The sequence below is a fragment of the Streptomyces sp. NBC_00690 genome (assembly GCF_036226685.1).
In the GTDB taxonomy this organism is placed as follows: domain Bacteria; phylum Actinomycetota; class Actinomycetes; order Streptomycetales; family Streptomycetaceae; genus Streptomyces.
Genome location: NZ_CP109009.1, coordinates 2,855,849 through 2,871,948, shown reverse-complemented (window position 1 = coordinate 2,871,948; position 16,100 = coordinate 2,855,849). Strand labels below are relative to the sequence as shown.

The 16,100-nt window shown below is 68.9% G+C and carries 17 protein-coding genes; 6 read left to right on the top strand and 11 right to left on the bottom strand.

Translation table 11 applies throughout. The features are described from left to right. Positions 1 to 64: 64 nt before the first annotated feature. From OID54_RS12730 to OID54_RS12705, 6 genes are all read right to left on the bottom strand, one after another. A complete protein-coding gene (locus OID54_RS12730) occupies positions 65 to 1,156 on the bottom strand; it encodes a 2-oxoacid:ferredoxin oxidoreductase subunit beta (RefSeq protein WP_329018429.1) in 1,092 nt (363 codons plus the stop codon). Further along, positions 1,149 to 3,011 carry a 2-oxoacid:acceptor oxidoreductase subunit alpha gene (locus OID54_RS12725; RefSeq protein WP_329018426.1) on the bottom strand — a complete coding sequence of 621 codons (1,863 nt, stop codon included), beginning with the start codon at positions 3,009 to 3,011 and terminating at the stop codon, positions 1,149 to 1,151. The genes OID54_RS12730 and OID54_RS12725 overlap by 8 nt, the downstream gene beginning before the upstream one ends. 483 nt (positions 3,012 to 3,494) lie before the next feature. After that, positions 3,495 to 4,268, bottom strand: a complete 774-nt coding sequence (locus tag OID54_RS12720; RefSeq protein WP_329018423.1) for a class I fructose-bisphosphate aldolase — start codon at positions 4,266 to 4,268, stop codon at positions 3,495 to 3,497. A gap of 85 nt (positions 4,269 to 4,353) precedes the next feature. After that, positions 4,354 to 4,782, bottom strand: a complete 429-nt coding sequence (locus OID54_RS12715; protein WP_329018420.1) for an ester cyclase — start codon at positions 4,780 to 4,782, stop codon at positions 4,354 to 4,356. After that, entirely contained in the window at positions 4,779 to 5,243 is a 465-nt protein-coding gene (locus tag OID54_RS12710) for a VOC family protein (RefSeq protein ID WP_329018417.1), read from the bottom strand. Before OID54_RS12710 ends, OID54_RS12715 begins: the two co-directional genes overlap by 4 nt. 88 nt (positions 5,244 to 5,331) lie before the next feature. Further along, positions 5,332 to 6,528 carry an aromatic ring-hydroxylating oxygenase subunit alpha gene (locus OID54_RS12705; RefSeq protein ID WP_329018414.1) on the bottom strand — a complete coding sequence of 399 codons (1,197 nt, stop codon included), beginning with the start codon at positions 6,526 to 6,528 and terminating at the stop codon, positions 5,332 to 5,334. A gap of 154 nt (positions 6,529 to 6,682) precedes the next feature. Between OID54_RS12705 and OID54_RS12700 the strand changes: the two genes are divergently transcribed. The 5 genes from OID54_RS12700 to OID54_RS12680 all read left to right on the top strand — a co-directional run bounded on the left by OID54_RS12700 (position 6,683) and on the right by OID54_RS12680 (position 9,876). Beyond that, positions 6,683 to 7,738, top strand: coding sequence for an aldo/keto reductase (locus OID54_RS12700; protein ID WP_329018411.1), 1,056 nt, complete (start codon positions 6,683 to 6,685; stop codon positions 7,736 to 7,738). A 185-nt stretch (positions 7,739 to 7,923) separates the two neighbouring features. Further along, a complete protein-coding gene (locus OID54_RS12695; RefSeq protein ID WP_329018407.1) occupies positions 7,924 to 8,502 on the top strand; it encodes a hypothetical protein in 579 nt (192 codons plus the stop codon). 50 nt (positions 8,503 to 8,552) lie between these two features. Continuing rightward, positions 8,553 to 8,756, top strand: a complete 204-nt coding sequence (locus OID54_RS12690; RefSeq protein WP_329018405.1) for a hypothetical protein — start codon at positions 8,553 to 8,555, stop codon at positions 8,754 to 8,756. Positions 8,757 to 8,875: 119 nt separating this feature from the next. Beyond that, on the top strand, positions 8,876 to 9,202 hold the full coding sequence (gene cutA, locus OID54_RS12685) for a divalent-cation tolerance protein CutA (RefSeq protein ID WP_329018402.1): 327 nt from the start codon (positions 8,876 to 8,878) through the stop codon (positions 9,200 to 9,202). A 227-nt stretch (positions 9,203 to 9,429) separates the two neighbouring features. Then, positions 9,430 to 9,876 carry a tetratricopeptide repeat protein gene (locus OID54_RS12680; RefSeq protein ID WP_329018399.1) on the top strand — a complete coding sequence of 149 codons (447 nt, stop codon included), beginning with the start codon at positions 9,430 to 9,432 and terminating at the stop codon, positions 9,874 to 9,876. 205 nt (positions 9,877 to 10,081) lie between these two features. On the opposite strand, the gene OID54_RS12675 is transcribed toward OID54_RS12680, so the two are convergent. The 5 genes from OID54_RS12675 to OID54_RS12655 all read right to left on the bottom strand — a co-directional run bounded on the left by OID54_RS12675 (position 10,082) and on the right by OID54_RS12655 (position 15,158). Next, a complete protein-coding gene (locus OID54_RS12675) occupies positions 10,082 to 11,317 on the bottom strand; it encodes an acyl-CoA thioesterase/bile acid-CoA:amino acid N-acyltransferase family protein (RefSeq protein WP_329018396.1) in 1,236 nt (411 codons plus the stop codon). Positions 11,318 to 11,605: 288 nt separating this feature from the next. Beyond that, complete coding sequence (tgmC, locus tag OID54_RS12670; RefSeq protein WP_329018393.1) at positions 11,606 to 12,802, bottom strand: ATP-grasp peptide maturase system methyltransferase; 1,197 nt, start codon at positions 12,800 to 12,802, stop codon at positions 11,606 to 11,608. Beyond that, entirely contained in the window at positions 12,799 to 13,755 is a 957-nt protein-coding gene (gene tgmB / locus OID54_RS12665; RefSeq protein ID WP_329018390.1) for an ATP-grasp ribosomal peptide maturase, read from the bottom strand. Before tgmB ends, tgmC begins: the two co-directional genes overlap by 4 nt. Positions 13,756 to 13,757: 2 nt before the next feature. After that, positions 13,758 to 14,036 carry a putative ATP-grasp-modified RiPP gene (tgmA, locus tag OID54_RS12660; protein ID WP_329018387.1) on the bottom strand — a complete coding sequence of 93 codons (279 nt, stop codon included), beginning with the start codon at positions 14,034 to 14,036 and terminating at the stop codon, positions 13,758 to 13,760. Between the two features lie 108 nt (positions 14,037 to 14,144). Continuing rightward, on the bottom strand, positions 14,145 to 15,158 hold the full coding sequence (locus OID54_RS12655; protein ID WP_329018385.1) for a hypothetical protein: 1,014 nt from the start codon (positions 15,156 to 15,158) through the stop codon (positions 14,145 to 14,147). A 461-nt stretch (positions 15,159 to 15,619) separates the two neighbouring features. Here OID54_RS12655 and OID54_RS12650 point away from each other — a divergent pair, with 461 nt between their 5' ends. Further along, positions 15,620 to 16,081, top strand: a complete 462-nt coding sequence (locus OID54_RS12650) for an ATP-binding protein (protein ID WP_329018382.1) — start codon at positions 15,620 to 15,622, stop codon at positions 16,079 to 16,081. Positions 16,082 to 16,100: the final 19 nt, after the last annotated feature.

Sequence of the window (16,100 nt, the reverse complement as noted above, 5' to 3'; positions counted from 1 at the left end):
CTGTTGCGATGAGGGGTGAGTCGGGCGGTCGTCCGGGGGCAGGCAGTCGTCCGGGGGCGGGCGGTCATGCGACGGTCCAGTGGTCGCGTCCGGCCAGCAGCGTGTCCAGATCGCCGGGGCCCGACGCATCGGCCGCCTGCCGCAACTGCTCGGCGACCTGCCGGTCGTACGAGGGCCGGGACACCGAGCGGAAGACGCCGATCGGGGTGGGCCCGCCGTTCTCCGGCAGTCGGGAGAGGGAGAAGGCGATGGCCGGGTCGTCGGCGTGGGCGTCGTGAACGACCTCGTCGGCCGGGGCGCCGGGCGAGGCGGCCGGGTCGATCGGGCGCAGCGATCCCGCCGCGTCACGCACGATGGTGCGCTCGCCCTCGGCCCCGTACCGCAGCGGCTGCCCCTGTTCCAGGCGCAGGAGGTGGTCGTCGCGGGTGGCCGGGTTCTTGAGCACCTCGAACGCGCCGTCATTGAAGATGTTGCAGTTCTGGTAGATCTCGACCAGGGCCGTGCCCTCGTACTCGGCGGCTGCGCGCAGGACCGATGTGAGGTGTTTGCGGTCGGAGTCGACGGTACGGGCGACGAAGCCCGCGCCGGCCCCCACCGCCAGGCTCACCGGGTTGAACGGGGTGTCCAGCGAGCCCATCGGTGTGGACTTGGTGATCTTCCCCGGTTCGCTGGTGGGGCTGTACTGGCCCTTGGTGAGCCCGTAGATCCGGTTGTTGAACAGCAGGATCTTGAGGTTGACGTTGCGGCGCAGCGCATGGATGAGGTGGTTGCCGCCGATGGAGAGGGCGTCGCCATCACCGGTGACGACCCACACCGACAGATCGGGCCGGGAGACCGAGAGCCCGGTGGCGATCGCCGGCGCCCGCCCGTGGATGGAGTGCATCCCGTAGGTGTTCATGTAGTACGGGAAGCGGGACGAGCAGCCGATCCCGGAGACGAAGACGATGTTCTCGCGGCGCAGCCCGAGTTCGGGGAGGAAGCCCTGTACGGCGGCGAGGATGGCGTAGTCACCGCAGCCCGGGCACCAGCGCACCTCCTCGCCTGAGCGGAAGTCCTTCGCGGTCTGCTTGGTCGCGATCCCATCCGAGGTGGCGATCAGGGGCAGGGGCACCCGCGCGGGGTTCGCCACCGGAGCGGAGAGCAGGCTTTCAGACATCGGAGATCACCTTCTCGATGGCGGTCCGCAGATCGCCGGCCTTGAACGGGGTGCCGCGCACCTGGGTGTGCGAGACGGCGTCGACGAGGTAGCGACCGCGGATCAGGAGCGCGAGTTGGCCCAGGTTCATCTCGGGGATGAGTACGCGGTCGTAGGCCGCGAGGACCTCACCGAGATCGGCCGGGAAGGGGTTGAGGTGCCGCAGATGGGCGCGGGCGACCGAACCGCCCGCGGCCCGCACCTCCGCACAGGCGGCGCTGATCGGGCCGGCCGTCGAGCCCCAGCCGAGCACCAGTACCCGGGCGTCGCCTTCGGGATCGTCCACGACGGTCGGCGGAAGCTCGCGGGCGATGCCGTCGATCTTGGCCTGCCGGGTGCGGACCATGAACTCGTGGTTATCGGCGTCGTACGAGATGTCCCCGGTGCCGTCCGCCTTCTCCAGTCCGCCGATGCGGTGTTCGAGCCCGGGCGTGCCGGGCACGGCCCAGGGGCGGGCGAGGGTCTCGGGGTCGCGGAGGTAGGGCAGGAAGCGCGGGCTGCCGTCGGCGGCCGTTCCGTTGGGGCCGGTCGCGAACTCCACCCGGAGGTCGGGCAGCGTCGACGAGTGGGGTATCCGCCAGGGTTCGGAGCCGTTGGCGAGATAGCCGTCGGAGAGCAGCACGACCGGTGTGCGGTACTTCAGGGCGATCCGCACGGCCTCGATGCAGGCGTCGAAGCAGTCGGCCGGCGAACTCGCCGAGACCACCGGCAGGGGCGACTCGCCGTTGCGGCCGTGCAGGACCTGGAGCAGATCGGCCTGTTCGGTCTTGGTGGGCAGTCCGGTGGAGGGGCCGCCGCGCTGGATGTCCACCACGATCAGCGGCAGTTCCAGGGTGACGGCCAACCCGATGGCCTCGGCCTTGAGCGCGATACCGGGCCCGGAGGTCGTCGTCACCCCGATCGACCCGCCGAAGGAGGCACCGAGCGCGGCACTGACCGCGGCGATCTCGTCCTCCGCCTGGAAGGTGGTCACTCCGAAGTTCTTGTGCCGACTGAGCTCATGGAGGATGTCGGACGCCGGAGTGATCGGGTACGAGCCGAGGAACAGGGGCAGCCCGGCCTGTCGGGCTCCGGCGACCAGCCCGTAGGACAGGGCCAGATTGCCGGTGATGTTGCGGTACACACCGGAGGGCGAGGGCGCTGGGGCGATCTCGTAGGAGACGGCGAACGCCTCGGTCGTCTCACCGAAGTTCCAACCGGCGTGGAAGGCCGCGATATTGGCCCGCATGATGGCGGGCTTCTTCGCGAACTTCGACGTCAGATGGGCGATCGTGCCCTCGGTGGGGCGCTGGTACATCCAGGAGAGCAGCCCGAGCGCGAACATGTTCTTCGCCCGCTCGGCGTCCTTGCGGCTCAGCCCCGAGTCCTTGAGCGCCCCGACGGTCAGCGTGGTCAGTGGCACCGGCTGGACGGTGAAGCCCTCCAGCGAGCCGTCCTCCAGCGGGTTCGCCGCGTACCCGGCCTTCGTCAGATTGCGCCCGGTGAACTGGTCGGAGTCCGCGATGATCTGCGCCGCCGGCCGCAGATGGCCGACATTGGCCTTGAGCGCTGCCGGGTTCATGGCGATCAGCACATCGGCGCTGTCCCCCGGGGTGGCGACCCCGTGGTCGGCGAAGTGGAGCTGGAACGCCGAGACACCGGGCAGGGTGCCCTGAGGGGCGCGGATCTCGGCGGGGAAGTCGGGAAGGGTCGCCAGGTCGTTGCCGAAGGACGCGGTCTGCGCGGTGAACCGGTCGCCGGCGAGCTGGATACCGTCGCCGGAGTCTCCGGCGAACCGGATCACCACTGAGGGGACGGCAAGGACCTGCTTGGACATGATCGCGACTCCTGATCGCAGGGACGGGCTCGGGAAGACGGTCGGGGAAGACGCCGGCTCCCCGGGCGGGTCAGGGGGCGACTCGCGGGTCGTGCTGCTGGAACGGGTCGTTGCGGGCGGCGAACGCGCCCTGTGCGCGGCCGGTGCACGGGATGGCCCCGCGGGGGCACGGCCCCGGTGGCCTGGCGGGCCCGAATCGATTGCGGATACGGATACGGAGCACGGGCCGGGCGGATGCCGGGGGAGGACTCACCCCGGAGCGTGGTCGCCGGGGTCGCACGCCGTGTGGGCCGGGCGCAGAAGCCGGAACGGCACCGGGCGACCCTGGTGGGGCCGAGGCTGCGGCTCAGGACGGGCCATCCGCAACACCGTTATTCAAAATGGGGAGTTGGAGGCCGACCCCCGGGTCGCACGTGCGGTGTGCGGAGCCCCGGGGGACGGCCGGTTCAAGGGCCGGGAACACCCGGCCTGTATGGGCCGGTCTCAGCTGCCGTGGACCGCGTCGCGCAGTCGCGTCACCAGCTTCTCCGGCTGCGCCGAGCCCCAGACGTTGCGGCCGAAGGCGACACCCGCGCCGCCCGCCTCCACCACGCCCTTGGCCAGCGCCACCACCTCGTCCTCGCTCTCGGCCTTCGGCCCGCCAAGTGCCACCACCGGCACCGGGCACGCCGCGACGACCTCGGCGAACTCCTCGGGCGGACCGGGGCACACGGTCTTGATGATGTCCGCGCCCAGTTCGGCGCCGATGCGGGCTGCCCTGGCCACGTTCTGCGTGGTCCACGGCACCGCACGGCCCCAGCCGCCGGGGATCATCTCGGCCATCACGGGCAGACCGAGCTGCTCGCACTCCGAGGTGAGCCGTGCCAGTCGCTTCAGCGACAGGTCCTCGTCGGGGGCGCCGGGGAACGCGAGCACCACCAGGCAGTCCGCGCCGATCCGCAGCGCCTGCTCGGGCAGGTGCATGATGTCGTTGACATCGCTCTGCGGCATGTCGCCGAGTTCGGACGAGCCACCGTCGACGCGCAGCACCAGGCCGGCCGAGGCGAAAGTGTCCGCGTAGGCGCGGGCCAGGTGCCAGGTGGCGAGCACTGCGTCCGGCCTGCCGGCCGCGATCTGGTTCATCGGCTCGCCCAGCGGCGGGCCCTCACCCATGTACGCGGCGTGGTCGATGGCGACGAAGACCGCCCGCCCGTCCGCCGCGAACATCCGGCGCATCCGCCGGAGCTTGCCCCCTCCGAGGGCCGAGAACGTCTGCACAGTGCTTCCTTTCATCGCTGACTGCTCTGCGGTTCGAGGACCGGCACCGAAGGCCGGTCCAGCTGCCGTGCCGCAGGTGCGGTGGTCATCGGGGCCACCGTCGCTGCGCGGTGGTCTGCTGGTGGAAGGTGCCGCTGTCCCAGTAGTCGATGCGGTGCGCGATCTTGCCGTCCTCGACCCGGAACCGGAACATGCCCCGGACGTTGATCTCAGGACGGTGACTGGCGCCGGTCCAGACGAACGTCATCCGATAGGCGAGCGCCGCCCTGTCCCCGTCGACGAGGAGGTCTTCGGTCTCGTACCGCAGGTCTTGGAACTCTTCGAGGAAGCCGGCCAGCCGCTGTCGGTAGGCCGCCCTGCCGTGCAGGCTCTTCCCGAGCGACGAGGTGTGCTCGTTGTGGAAGTCCTCGGTCACCAGGTCGGCGATCCGGTCGGGGTCCCCGCTGTTGAGCGCTGCCACGAACCTCGCCACCGCCGTCCTCGTTACGGACTCCAGGTCCGCGGCGGCGCTCACTGCTCCGCGTCAGCACCCCACAGGGTGCGGACCTCCTCGAAGACCTGCTGGTTGTGGGAGATCTCGACAACATTGCCGTCGGGGTCGGTCAGGGCGCAGATGTAGCCGACCGGCGGGGGCAGCTCCATCGGCTCCCAGTGGAGACAACCCGCCTCGCGGGCCCGTGCCGCCGTGTTGTCGACGTCCTCCCGGTTCGGCACCTCCATGCCGAGGTGGGCGAAGGGGGAAAGCTGCGGCTGCTTCTTGCCCTTGTCCTTGTTGAACCCGACCAGGACCAGGACGAACGGGGTCTCCACCTGTCCCGCGTTGGACAGCCAGGCGTTGGCGCCGTCCTTGTCGCTGTGCCGTGCGACGACGACCAGCGGGGTGAAGGAGGTGTAGAACTCCACCGCCGCTTCCAGGTCGCTGGTCGGCAGCGCGATATGGGTCCAACGGGCCTCAGTGAGCTTCTTGTCGAGCACGGATGCTCTCCTCTCCTACGAATCGTCGGCGTTCAGCCGATCCGGCGATCGGTCGTGCCGTCGTGGCGTCCTGGCTGCGTGGCGTTGTTCAGTCGATCGGGCCGTCGAACTCATCGGGCGCGAGCGGCGTGGCCACGTCTTCACGGATCTGCCTCATCATGTGCCGGGCCCGACCCTCCCAGGTGCTGGAGGGGCCGACGCGGTAGAAGGGCGATCGGAGGTTCTCCATCAGGACGGTCACCATGTCGGTGTCCTCCTTGTTGGTCAGCTCCAGATTGACCAACTCGCGCTCCTGGAGTTCGACGTCCTCGGTCAGCCCGTAGATCCGGGAGACCAGGCGCGTCTTGTCCGGGGCGATCGGATCGGCCCGCACCATGATCAGCTGGGACGCGTAGGGCAGCGGGGTGAGGTTCGGATAGATGAACTCCGCGTAACTGCCGCGCAGATCGTCCTCGTCCAGGTCGGTCCGGCCCAGCGAGAGGTCGAAGTTCTCGCTGTGCGGCTTATAGCCGCTGGTGGTGCGCCCCTCGAAGCGCACGATGGTGTCCATCTGCTTGCGCACCTTGTTGAGCCGACGGTGCACGAAGCGGACGTGGTAGTCGTCGTTGGAGTTCTCGACGAAGACCTTCCAGTTCATGTCGAACGTCTCGTCGAGCTCACGGTGGTAGCGGTGGTAGTTCCCGATCTTGTACGCCTCGTACCGGGGCAGGAGCGGCGCGATCCACTCGTCGAAGGAGGGCGCCTTGTGCGACAGACAGGCGAAGACCAACTTGTCGAACGCGATGTGCACCCGGATCGGCACCAGCCCGTAGCTCTGCATCGGGAAGTCGGCGCCGTACATCCGCTCCTTGTCCGGGATGGACAGCAGCTTGCCGTCCAGGCCGTACGTCCACGCGTGGTACGGGCAGGCGAACGCCTTGCCGCAGTTGCCGGCCGGGTCGAAGGCCACGCCCGACGCACGATGCCGGCAGTTGTTCAGGAATCCCTTGACCGAGCCGTCGCGCTGCTTGACGATCAGCACCGACTGCACACCGATCTTGCCCGTGATGAAGTCGCCGGGCTTGACGAGGTCCTCGGTGTCCCCGAGCCAGACCCAGGAGCGGCCGAAGACCCGGATCATCTCCAGATCGAAGAGTTCCTGGCTCCACACTTCCCAGGGCTGGAGCATGTCGCTGGGAAGCGGCGACTCGACGAGTCCGTCGCTCTCGCGACCCTTGGCGGCGCGGGCCTCGGCGACCACCCCCTCGTGCAGGGCGAGTTCCGAAGCGTTCATCCGGTCCAGCACGGCTTCCTCCCCAACACCTTCGTTGCTTTGCGATGTGCTCGAAGGTAGGTCGGTGCCGTACGGGGACGATATGTGCTTGAGGCACGAACATCGGCCCCCCGCGCTGCCCCCCGGCCACATCGGTGCACCACGGCGGGCGTGCAACTCTCGGGCGATGGACTATGTGAACCTCGGCGGAACGGGCCTGCGCGTCAGTCGCCTCGCCCTCGGCACGATGATGTTCGGGGCGTGGGGCAATCAGGATCACGACGCGTGCGTGGACATGATCCACGCAGCCCTCGACGCGGGAGTCAACTTCATCGACACCGCGGACGTGTACGCCTTCGGAGAGACGGAGGAGATCCTCGGCCGTGCCCTCAAGGGCCGGCGGGACTCCGTGGTGCTGGCCACCAAGTTCGGCGAGCACATGAACCATGACGACCCCCTCACCCGTGGTGCGTCCCGGCGCTGGATCGTCCGGGCCGTGGAGGACAGCCTGCGCCGGCTGGGCACCGACCACATCGACCTCTACCAGCTGCACCGACCGGACCCCGGCACCGACCTCGACGAGACCCTCGGCGCCCTGACCGATCTGATCCGGGCCGGCAAGGTCCGGGCGATCGGCTCCTCCGCCTTCACTGCGGAACAGATCACCGCAGGCCAATGGAGGGCAGAGCGCCGTGGCCGGGAGCGCTTCACCGTCGAGCAACTGGCGTACTCGGCGCTGGCCCGGCACGCCGAGGCGGGCACGCTGCCCGTCTGCCAGCGCTACGACCTGGGCGTCATGGTCTACAGCCCCCTCAATGGCGGCTGGCTCACCGGCAAGTACCGCGCGGGCACCAAGGCTCCCGCCGACTCCCGTGCCGTACGCAACGCCGAGCACTTCGATCACGCCCAGGAAGCGGTACGGGATCGGAAGTACGCCCTGGTCGAGGAGATCGCGGCCCTCGCGGACGAGGCCGGTCACACCATGATCGAGCTGGCGATCGGCTTTGTGCTCGCGCACCCGGCGGTCAGCTCCGCGATCATCGGCCCGCGGACCATGGAGCAGCTGACGGGCCAGCTGGGAGCGGCCGGGGTACGCCTCGGCCCGGATGTGATGGACCGGCTGGACGCCCTGGTCGCCCCGGGCACCGATGTGAACCCGGCCGACGCACCGTACGCCCCGCCCGCGCTCACCGACCCGTCACTGCGCAGGCGCGACCACGCGAGGGCGCTGGGACAGGGGTGAGCTGGGGTGTCTGGGGCGTGTCCGTGATGGTCAGCCGGCTGCGACGGGAGGCCGGGGCAACACGTCCGTGACGGCCACCCCGGTGATGTCGCTCGATCGTGTTGCGTCGGCTCGGTGTCGTGCCGCGCCGTCCGGACCGGTTCTACGCTCGTGCACTCCGAGTGGCTATGCGGAGGGGTCGAGGCATGACGGTGTGTACGGGACCGGTCTGGAGCATTCCGCTGGCCGGGGGACGGGTGGAGGTCCCTTCGAGTATCGAGGGGGTCCGTGCCGTTGTGGAGCCGGGGCGGCTGGCGGAGTTCGACGCCGAGATCGCCCGGACCCCGGCCAAGCACCTCGTGTACGTGATCCTCGGCTGGTCCCTGCCGGCGGGCGCAGAGGATACGGACCCGGAGGTCGTCGGCCGGCTCAGGAACGGCGACTTCACCGGTGTTCTGGACGGAGATGGAGAGCCGGTCACCCCGACACATCCACCGCTGGACGAGGCAGCGGGTGAAGTCGCGCCCCTGGTGTGGTCAACGGGCTTCCCCGTCGGATCGAAGACGTTCCCGGCGACGATCGAGGGCATCCGTGCTGTCCTGGACGACGAGAAGACTGCGGAGTTCGAGGCCGAGATCATCGGCACCCCGGGGCACGAATTGACCTACACGGCCCTGCGCTGGGGGTATCCGCCGGGGGATCTTGCGGAGGAAGACGCTCTGATCGCCGAGCTGAAGGCCGCCGAGGATTCCACTGCGGGTAGCCGAGGGGCTGAGGGCGCCTGACTCGCTACCGCATTCAGTACGCGGGCGAGGGGGAGAAGGTCCGCAATCAGATGCCTGCGACCTTTCGGGCCAGATTCGATGCCGCGATGGCGTCCACCCTGGGCAACGATCCCTATGGGCACGGCTCAAGACCAGCGGTACCGGGGCAGGAGCCGGCCCGGCGTCATGCGACCGTCGCGGGTGCGATCGTCCGGTACTACATCGGGGGGCCGCCTTCTCTGGTGGTCACCGCCGTCAAGATCATTCACGGCTGACGCGGGCCAGGGTTCGCCGGGCCCGCGTCAGCCGGTCCGGTACCGCGCCCTCTTTGTGCTGGCCGCACCATGGCGCGCCCCTGGATAGGGTCGAATCCCCCTACGAAGGAGCAGCCGCCGTGTCGACGAACATCGTGATCGCACAGACCACCATCGACGACGAGACGAAAGCGGCGGAGTTGGCGCACGGCGCGGTGGATCGCCGACTCGCGGCGTGCGCGCACATCGACCCCGCCTTCACCGCGGTCTACCGCTGGCAGGGTGCGGTGCAGCAGGAACGGGAGTGGCGGATCTCGTACAAGACGACCCGCGACCGGCTGCCCGAACTGGCCGAGTGGGTCGCGACCACCCACAGCTATGACGTACCGGAGTGGATCGTGCTACCGGTGGAGGGTGGCTCCCGGGAGTATCTGGGGTGGGTGGTGGGGGAGAGTACTGAGGCATAGCCCACCTGGCTGGTCAGTCCGGGCCCGCACCTACCGAGCAGGCCCGGCCCTCGGCGGAAGGTGCGTTGGGTGCCGGTGGCGCCGGGCCGCCTGATGGCGCCGTCCGCAGCCACGGGGCCGGTAGTGGGCCCACGCCGCTGGCTGGTTCGCTCCCTCGGCAAGGGGGATCGGCGGCGTCTATCCTGCCCCCTGGCAGGTGGGGGGCGGCACAGAGTAGGGGGATCAGTGTGGCCGGCTTTTTACTGTTCGTCGCCGCGGTTCTGAGCATCATCGGTGTGACGACGGACCGGGGCACGTTCACCGAAGTGAGCTGGATCCTCTGGGTCCTTGGCATCCTGCTCCTGGTCAGCGGGGCCCTGCGGCGCAGACGGCGGGTGTCGGTCGATGAGCTGCGAGTCGGCGCAGCGGCAGGCGACCCAGGGGCACTGCGCGCGCTGGCGATGATGTCCAAGATCCAGGGCGACTTCGACGAGGCGGAACGTCTGCTGCGCATGGCCGTCGACAACGGCGATGTCGAGTCGATGTGGGAGATGGGCAGGCTCGTCGAGCATCGCGATGGACTTGAGGAGTCGGAGCCCTGGTTCCGTATGGCGGCCGAGCACGGCCACTTCGTCGCCAAGCGGTTCTTCCGCCCCGGGGACCCGCTCAACAGGGACGGCAGCAACCCCCTCTAGGGCCCGCCCTGAGGGAGATTCAGACTCGCATCGGTCCCGATGCGCGGGCCGCCTACTTCTTGTCAGACCAAGCTGACCCCGGTGGGACATTGAGTGTCATCACGCCGTGTTGGGCTCCGTTCCTCGGTGGGCGGCAGTACGTCTCGCCTCCGCTGCGATCCTTAAGTACGTCGATGGGCCCGGGGTGCGCGGTATCGGCCGTCTTCTAGCCCTGGAGCAGCGACAGCACCTTCGGCCAACTGTCGGAGCGGGCGTGGGCGTCCGCGGCCGGTGTGCCACCCATGTCGTAGGTGTCACCCGTCAGCGGGTGTCTGAACTTCCTGCCGAGCGCGGTGTACGGGGGTGCGCTGACGCCGTGACCGGCCTGGGGGTAGATCAACGCTTGGTGACGGCTGCCCGAGGCCCCCTTCTGTTTGACGATCTCGTCAGCCGAAGGTGCCGATCGCCACAGCCCGTCCGCCCCACCCGCGATGGCGAGCACCGTGCCGCGCACCCGCTGGAGGGGAATGGGCGCGTGGTTGACCGGCTTGCCGTCCTTCGTCCAGGCCGGCACGTTCTTGGGGAAGCCGGGGTTGGTCTTGTGGCTCGGGGCGTAGGCGACGACGTCCTGGAACAGGTCCGGGTAGTAGTGGGCGAGGAGTTGTGCGGCCTCGCTGCCGCGTGAGGTGCCGATGACGGCCAGACGCTGCGATCCGGCGCCGCCCTCACGCTTCAGTAGCCGGGCGGCGGTGACGAAGTACTCCAGCTCGATCCGCTCCAGGGTGGTCGGACGAACACCGCAGCCGAAGTAGCACAGGGCGAGCACGGGGTGTCCTCTGGAGGCCAGCAACGCGGGTGTGGACTTGTCGCCGGGGCCGCCTTCCGAGCCGCCGAAACTGAGCACCGGCGCACGGCGTGCGGACCCAGCGGGCGGCAGATACAGCGAGCCGTCGACTTTGTCCTTCGCCGTGGTCAGCGACCGGTGGGTGACGCCCTCCCGCATCCAGGTGCGGGTCAACGTCTGATTCGCGATCTGCTTGCCGCCGACGTTGACCGCCAGGCGCACCTCGTAGTCGGGTTGCGCCTCCGGCCACGGCGGGGAGAACCACGACTCGTCAGCTGCGCCCGCATCCGGCTTCATCGACCAGAACAAGCCCATGCCGTCTGCCTTCTGGTAGGTACCCGAACGCGGTTGGGCGCGCGCCAAATCCACGGTCCCCGCCTTGTCCGCAGCGAACGTTGCCCGCCCGGTCCACGACATGTCCCTGTCCATTGCCTTCGAGGTGATCGTCACTTCCTGGCCTGCCTCCAGACCCGTGACCTTGATCCGTACCGGCTCATCGGCCAAGGCGGCCGTCTTGTCGACCCGGAGCCGCACCTCATCGCCGTCCTTGTCGCCCCCGTTGCCTCCGCTGCACCCGGCAACGAGTAGTAGCGCCAGTCCGGTGGCAGCAACCGACATCCGTAATCCCGGTTTCATCGTCCCCGTACCCCCGATTGATCCGCCGGTCCCCTGTCATATGAGGAACCCGATGCAGGCGTGGAATGGTTCCACGGGACCGCCTGGGAGCCGGTGATAGTTGCTTGTTCCACGGTGGTTGGTGCGGCGGTGGGTTGGCGCGGCGTGTGGGTGGCGGGGGCGGTGGGTGGAGAAGGGCGGTGGTGCGGACTGGCGCGGCTTCGGAATGCCTTCGGCTGGTTCCGAGGCACCGGAATCGGTGGGTTGATCGATTGGGTACGCCTTGAGAGGTCAGGTTGGGAGGGTCCAACTCGGCCCTTCGGGGGTGTTGAGACGTACCCGCTGTTCGGTGGGGGTGATGGTGAGAGTGAAGGCGGTCTGGGGAGGTGAGCCTGCGGCCTTCCAAGCGTCGACGGCGGCTTCGACATCGTCCCAGAGCCGGTGGGGCCCGCCCTGGCGTACACGGAATCCGCTGCCGCTGTCCTCGCCGGGGACCAGGGTGGCGAAGGAGCCGCTGCCAACGTCGATGGTGTGCGCCAGCCACGGGCCCCCGTCCAGTCTGGTGGAGATGCCCTGGGCTTTGGGAGCGGCGAGCTGGGTGAGGAACAGCGGGACCCAGTCCCGGAAGACCTCCGGGCCGTGGTGGGCAGGGCGTTCCTCGGCCGGTTGCCGCAGCAGGCTGGAGAAATCGCCCAGGTCGGGGGCGGCATGGGGACGAGCAATCATGAAGGAGACGGTGCCGGGCAGGAACGTGCCGAAGGCGGTACCGTCCTCGCCGACGCTGAGACGGGCGAGGCCGGAGCCGTGGAGCCAGCCCGACACCGTGGTGAGGATCGTGCCACCGGGTTTGACCTGGTGGAGCCAGGCGGGCGGGATCGTGCGCACGGAGCAGGTGGCGATCAAGTGGTCGTACGGCGCGCCGTCGTCGTCACCTTGGAGGCCGTCGCTCTGGATGAGCCGGGGGCTGTACCCGGCCGTGGCGATCGCAGTGCGGGCGCTGGCGGCGGTGGCGGGGTCATACTCGATCGAGGTGACATGGTCGCTGCCGAGACGGTGGCACATCAGCGCGGTGGAGTAGCCGGTGCCCGTGCCGATCTCCAGGACGCGGGCGCCGTCCTTTGGGTCCAGGTCCTCCAGCATCCGTACGACGAGGCCCGGGAGAGTGGAGGAGGACGTGGGGTCCCCGCTGACCGGGCCATCCACATCGCCGGGGTGCACGCCGCCATCGAGCTGGGTGACCAGGGTCTCGTCCGCGTACACCTCCTCCAGCCAGGCGCCGGAGGTCTCGGTGGCTGGCGTCGCCGGAGTCCACACGGTCCCCTGGGGCCCGTCACTCCGGCGGAAGAACGCGGGGACGAAGACCTCCCGGGGCACGGCCATGACAGCCGCCCGCCAGACACCGGAGCGGAGCAGCCCGGTCTCCGCCAGTCGGTCGGCCAGTTGTGCGCGAAGCCGGGCCGCGAGCCCGTCGGGGGCGGCGTCTGTCATGCGAGGAGTCCTTTCTCCAGTACGTCGGCGAGTGCGGCGGCGATGGCGATACGGGTCGGGATGTCTACGAACGCCCACTGCCCGTTCGGATTGCACTCGAACATCCACCAGCGGCCATCCTGGTCGAGGCCGAAGTCGAATGCTCCGAAGACGAGGCCCAGCCGGTGCATGAACCGGTGAATCCCGAGTTGCACCTCGACGGGTACCTCGATGGGATCGAAGACGATCCGGTCGTAGTCCCACCGCCAGTCCAGATGGTCGCCGTCCACGGTGATCCGGCTGGCGAACAGCCTGTCGCCGACGACCGCGACCCGGACGTCCGCCACCTTGCTCACGGCCTTCTGGAAGAGGTGAGGGCAGGCCGACACTCCGTCCCCTATCTCGCCTGGATCGACCTGCCGCACCCAAATCGTCCGGTGCTCACCGTCCTCGATGTACGCGGTGGACCGCAGCGGCTTGTAGACGATCGGCCCGTACTCCTCGGCGAAGGCGCGAGCCTCGGCGGGATCGTTCGTGATGAGCGTCGGAGGGACGGTCAGACCTGCCCGCGCGGCCTCGGTGGTCTGGCGCGGCTTGTACCCAGCGGCCAGATTGCGGTGCGGGTGGTTTACGTACAGGCAGTCGAGTGCCCCCAACACACCGCCCAGGCCGTGACGCGCATGGGCGGTGATGAAAGCCCGCTGCTGGGAGTCCAGGTGATCCGGTGCAACGAACGGGGACGGCCTTCGGTGGTAGACCGAACGCACATCGCCGAGGTCGAAGGTGCGGCCATCAGCCGTCAGGGGTCCCGTCCACGAGCGCCCGGGTAGGGCGAGCGCGGACAACGTCACCGCGTCCGCTCCCGGATCGATGCGGATGACGGGAACCCGCCGCTCGTTCAGCTCGGTGATGACCCAGTCGGCTGTGGGGTCGGCCAACTCCGTGAGCACCACCACTGGACGGCGGGTGCTCATGCTCAGAAGCCGTCCTCGGCCTCATCTTGCTCGGTCTTCTGATCGTGATCCTCATCGAATGAACCTGGGCTGGCACCGTCTCCGGGATTGGTCCTAGTCCCGGTCTCCACGCCCCGATGCGTCGAGTGCTTGCCCATCTCCAGTCGGCGGCCGTCGGCGTCCTGGTAGATCGCGGTCTGGGTGTCCGGGTCCAATCCCACGAGCGTTGCGGTCTGACGGCTCAGCGTCGGGTAGGGCTCCATCCGCGTCAGGCCCCACGGCACTTCGGTGTATCGGTTCATTCTTCTCCTCGAAGCCTGGCTTGCCAGGGCAGCGCATTCTCCATGTGCACCGTGGCAACCGATAGGACATAAGGGTCTTTTCTGTCGCCAGCCCTCAACGGCTCGGCATCAAGCCGCACTCTTCAAGCGGGCGTAGTCGTCCAGTTGCTCGACGGCGTTCTTGGCGGAGGCGGTATCGACCGGGCGGAGTGCATCGGCCACCTCAGCGAGGCGACGCATGACACGGCCGGACTCGACCTCGTCCAGGTGCCCCAGGGTTTCCACCGCGTAGGCGGCGCCCTCCTCGACCTCGTCGGCCTTGACCAGGGTGTTGGCGAGCATCAGCCGGTACAACGCCCGATTGCGCCCGTAGCTGCTCCTCTGATGGGCCAGGGAGGCGCGGAAGAAGGGGACGGCGGCCCGGTGGTTGCCTAGTTCGTTGTAGAGGAGACCTTGGCAGTACTCCACTTCCGTCGGCCCGTGGAAGGCGGCCCATTCAGAGGAGGGGCGCCCGCGTCCCTTGTAGTCGAGGAAGCGCATGGCATCGCTGAGGCGGCGGCCTGCCGTCTTACCGTCGGCCATCCCGGACAGAGCGCGAGTCTCCCGGCAGGCCATGATGGACTGGAGCACCGGCGAGCCCAGACGGGTGGCGCGTTCTTGGCCGGCGCGGGCTAAATCGAGGCCGTCCTGTGGCCGGCCTTCGCAGGATGCCTGCAAGCTCATCTGGGAGAAGACCAGGATCTCCAGGTTGGCGTCCCCAAGGGTGGCAGCCGTGGTCAGGGCCTCGCCCCAGTATCGGCGGGCGGTGTCCTGGTTGTTGGCGTCGTAGTGCAGCCAGCCGCACCATCCGGTGATCTCCCCGGCGAGGAGCTTGAGTTGGCGACCGATCGTGTCGGGATAGGTGCTGGTGTCGATGACCCGGCTGACTCGGCGCAGGTGCCGGAGGGCCAGTGAGCGGACGGCGGCGCCGCCGTAGGCATCGTCGAGTTGGAAGAGGGAGTGCAGACCCTCGCGGAGTTCGAGGAGATGGGCGGTACCGACCGAGCCGGACTTTCCCGGAGGGGTGAGTGGCCGCAGATGGGCGGGGAGACTCACGGAGGCTGCCGCACCGAGGGAGTCGGTGAGGAATGCGCGACGGTCCACGGAAGTGCCTCTCTGTGTGTGAAGAGGTTCACCCCCCAAGGTGACACCTGGCGGTGGTCCAGGGAACCCGAGTTCGGTCGGACAGATGCCGAACATCGCATGCAGAATCCGCCAGGCGCGCCGCCTTGGCGCCGGAGGCGCGGGCTGGCGCCACCGGCGTAATTGGCGGTCGGTCAGTGCGGGTGACTCATGCAGGACGTCCGCGGTGGCCTGGAACGCCCGTAGGAAGTCCGCCGGCTTCGCCCACCCTTGCAGCAGACAGGCGTGTTCGAAGGACGTCAGATCAGACACCTCATCACCTTCCGTGGTTCGGTCGACCACAGAAGGTAGCGGGTCTGGGCGGATCGGGAAGTCCGATTGCGGTGAAAAGTCCGGAGGCAAGGTCTGTCCAGGCTTCCGACGGCCCGCGCTCCAGGGGAGTTGGCTCGTATGTGAGCAAGCCACTGAGGGGAGCCCGGGGCGTGACTGGTCAGCAGAACCCGAGCGGCAGGGGGGCGACGACCGATCCGCCCGTGATCGAGTCCGCAGCAGTCGGGCGGCCCGCCTACTCGCAGTCCCTGCGCCGGGCGCCGGAGTCCGTCCGAGCGGCACGGCGTCTGGTCTCCTCAGCGCTTCGGGCCTGGGGGCTGGAGGAACTGGAGGACGCGGCATGGGTCGTCGTCAGCGAACTGATGTCGAACGCCGTGGTGCACGCCCGGCTAAGAACGGTCCGCGTGACCGTGACACGGCTGGACGAGTGTGTGGTGCGGGTGGCCGTGGTGGATCGATCCAGGCAGGTGCCGCGGTCGAAGACGGCCGACGTCGACGACGAGTCCGGGCGGGGGCTGGCGATGGTGGCTGCCCTGTCCTGCGGCCGGTGGGGCGTTGATCCGCTGCGGTGGGGCAAGCGGGTCTGGGCCGACCTGGAGGTGGTGCGCGGATGACGACCCAGGCCACGGTGTG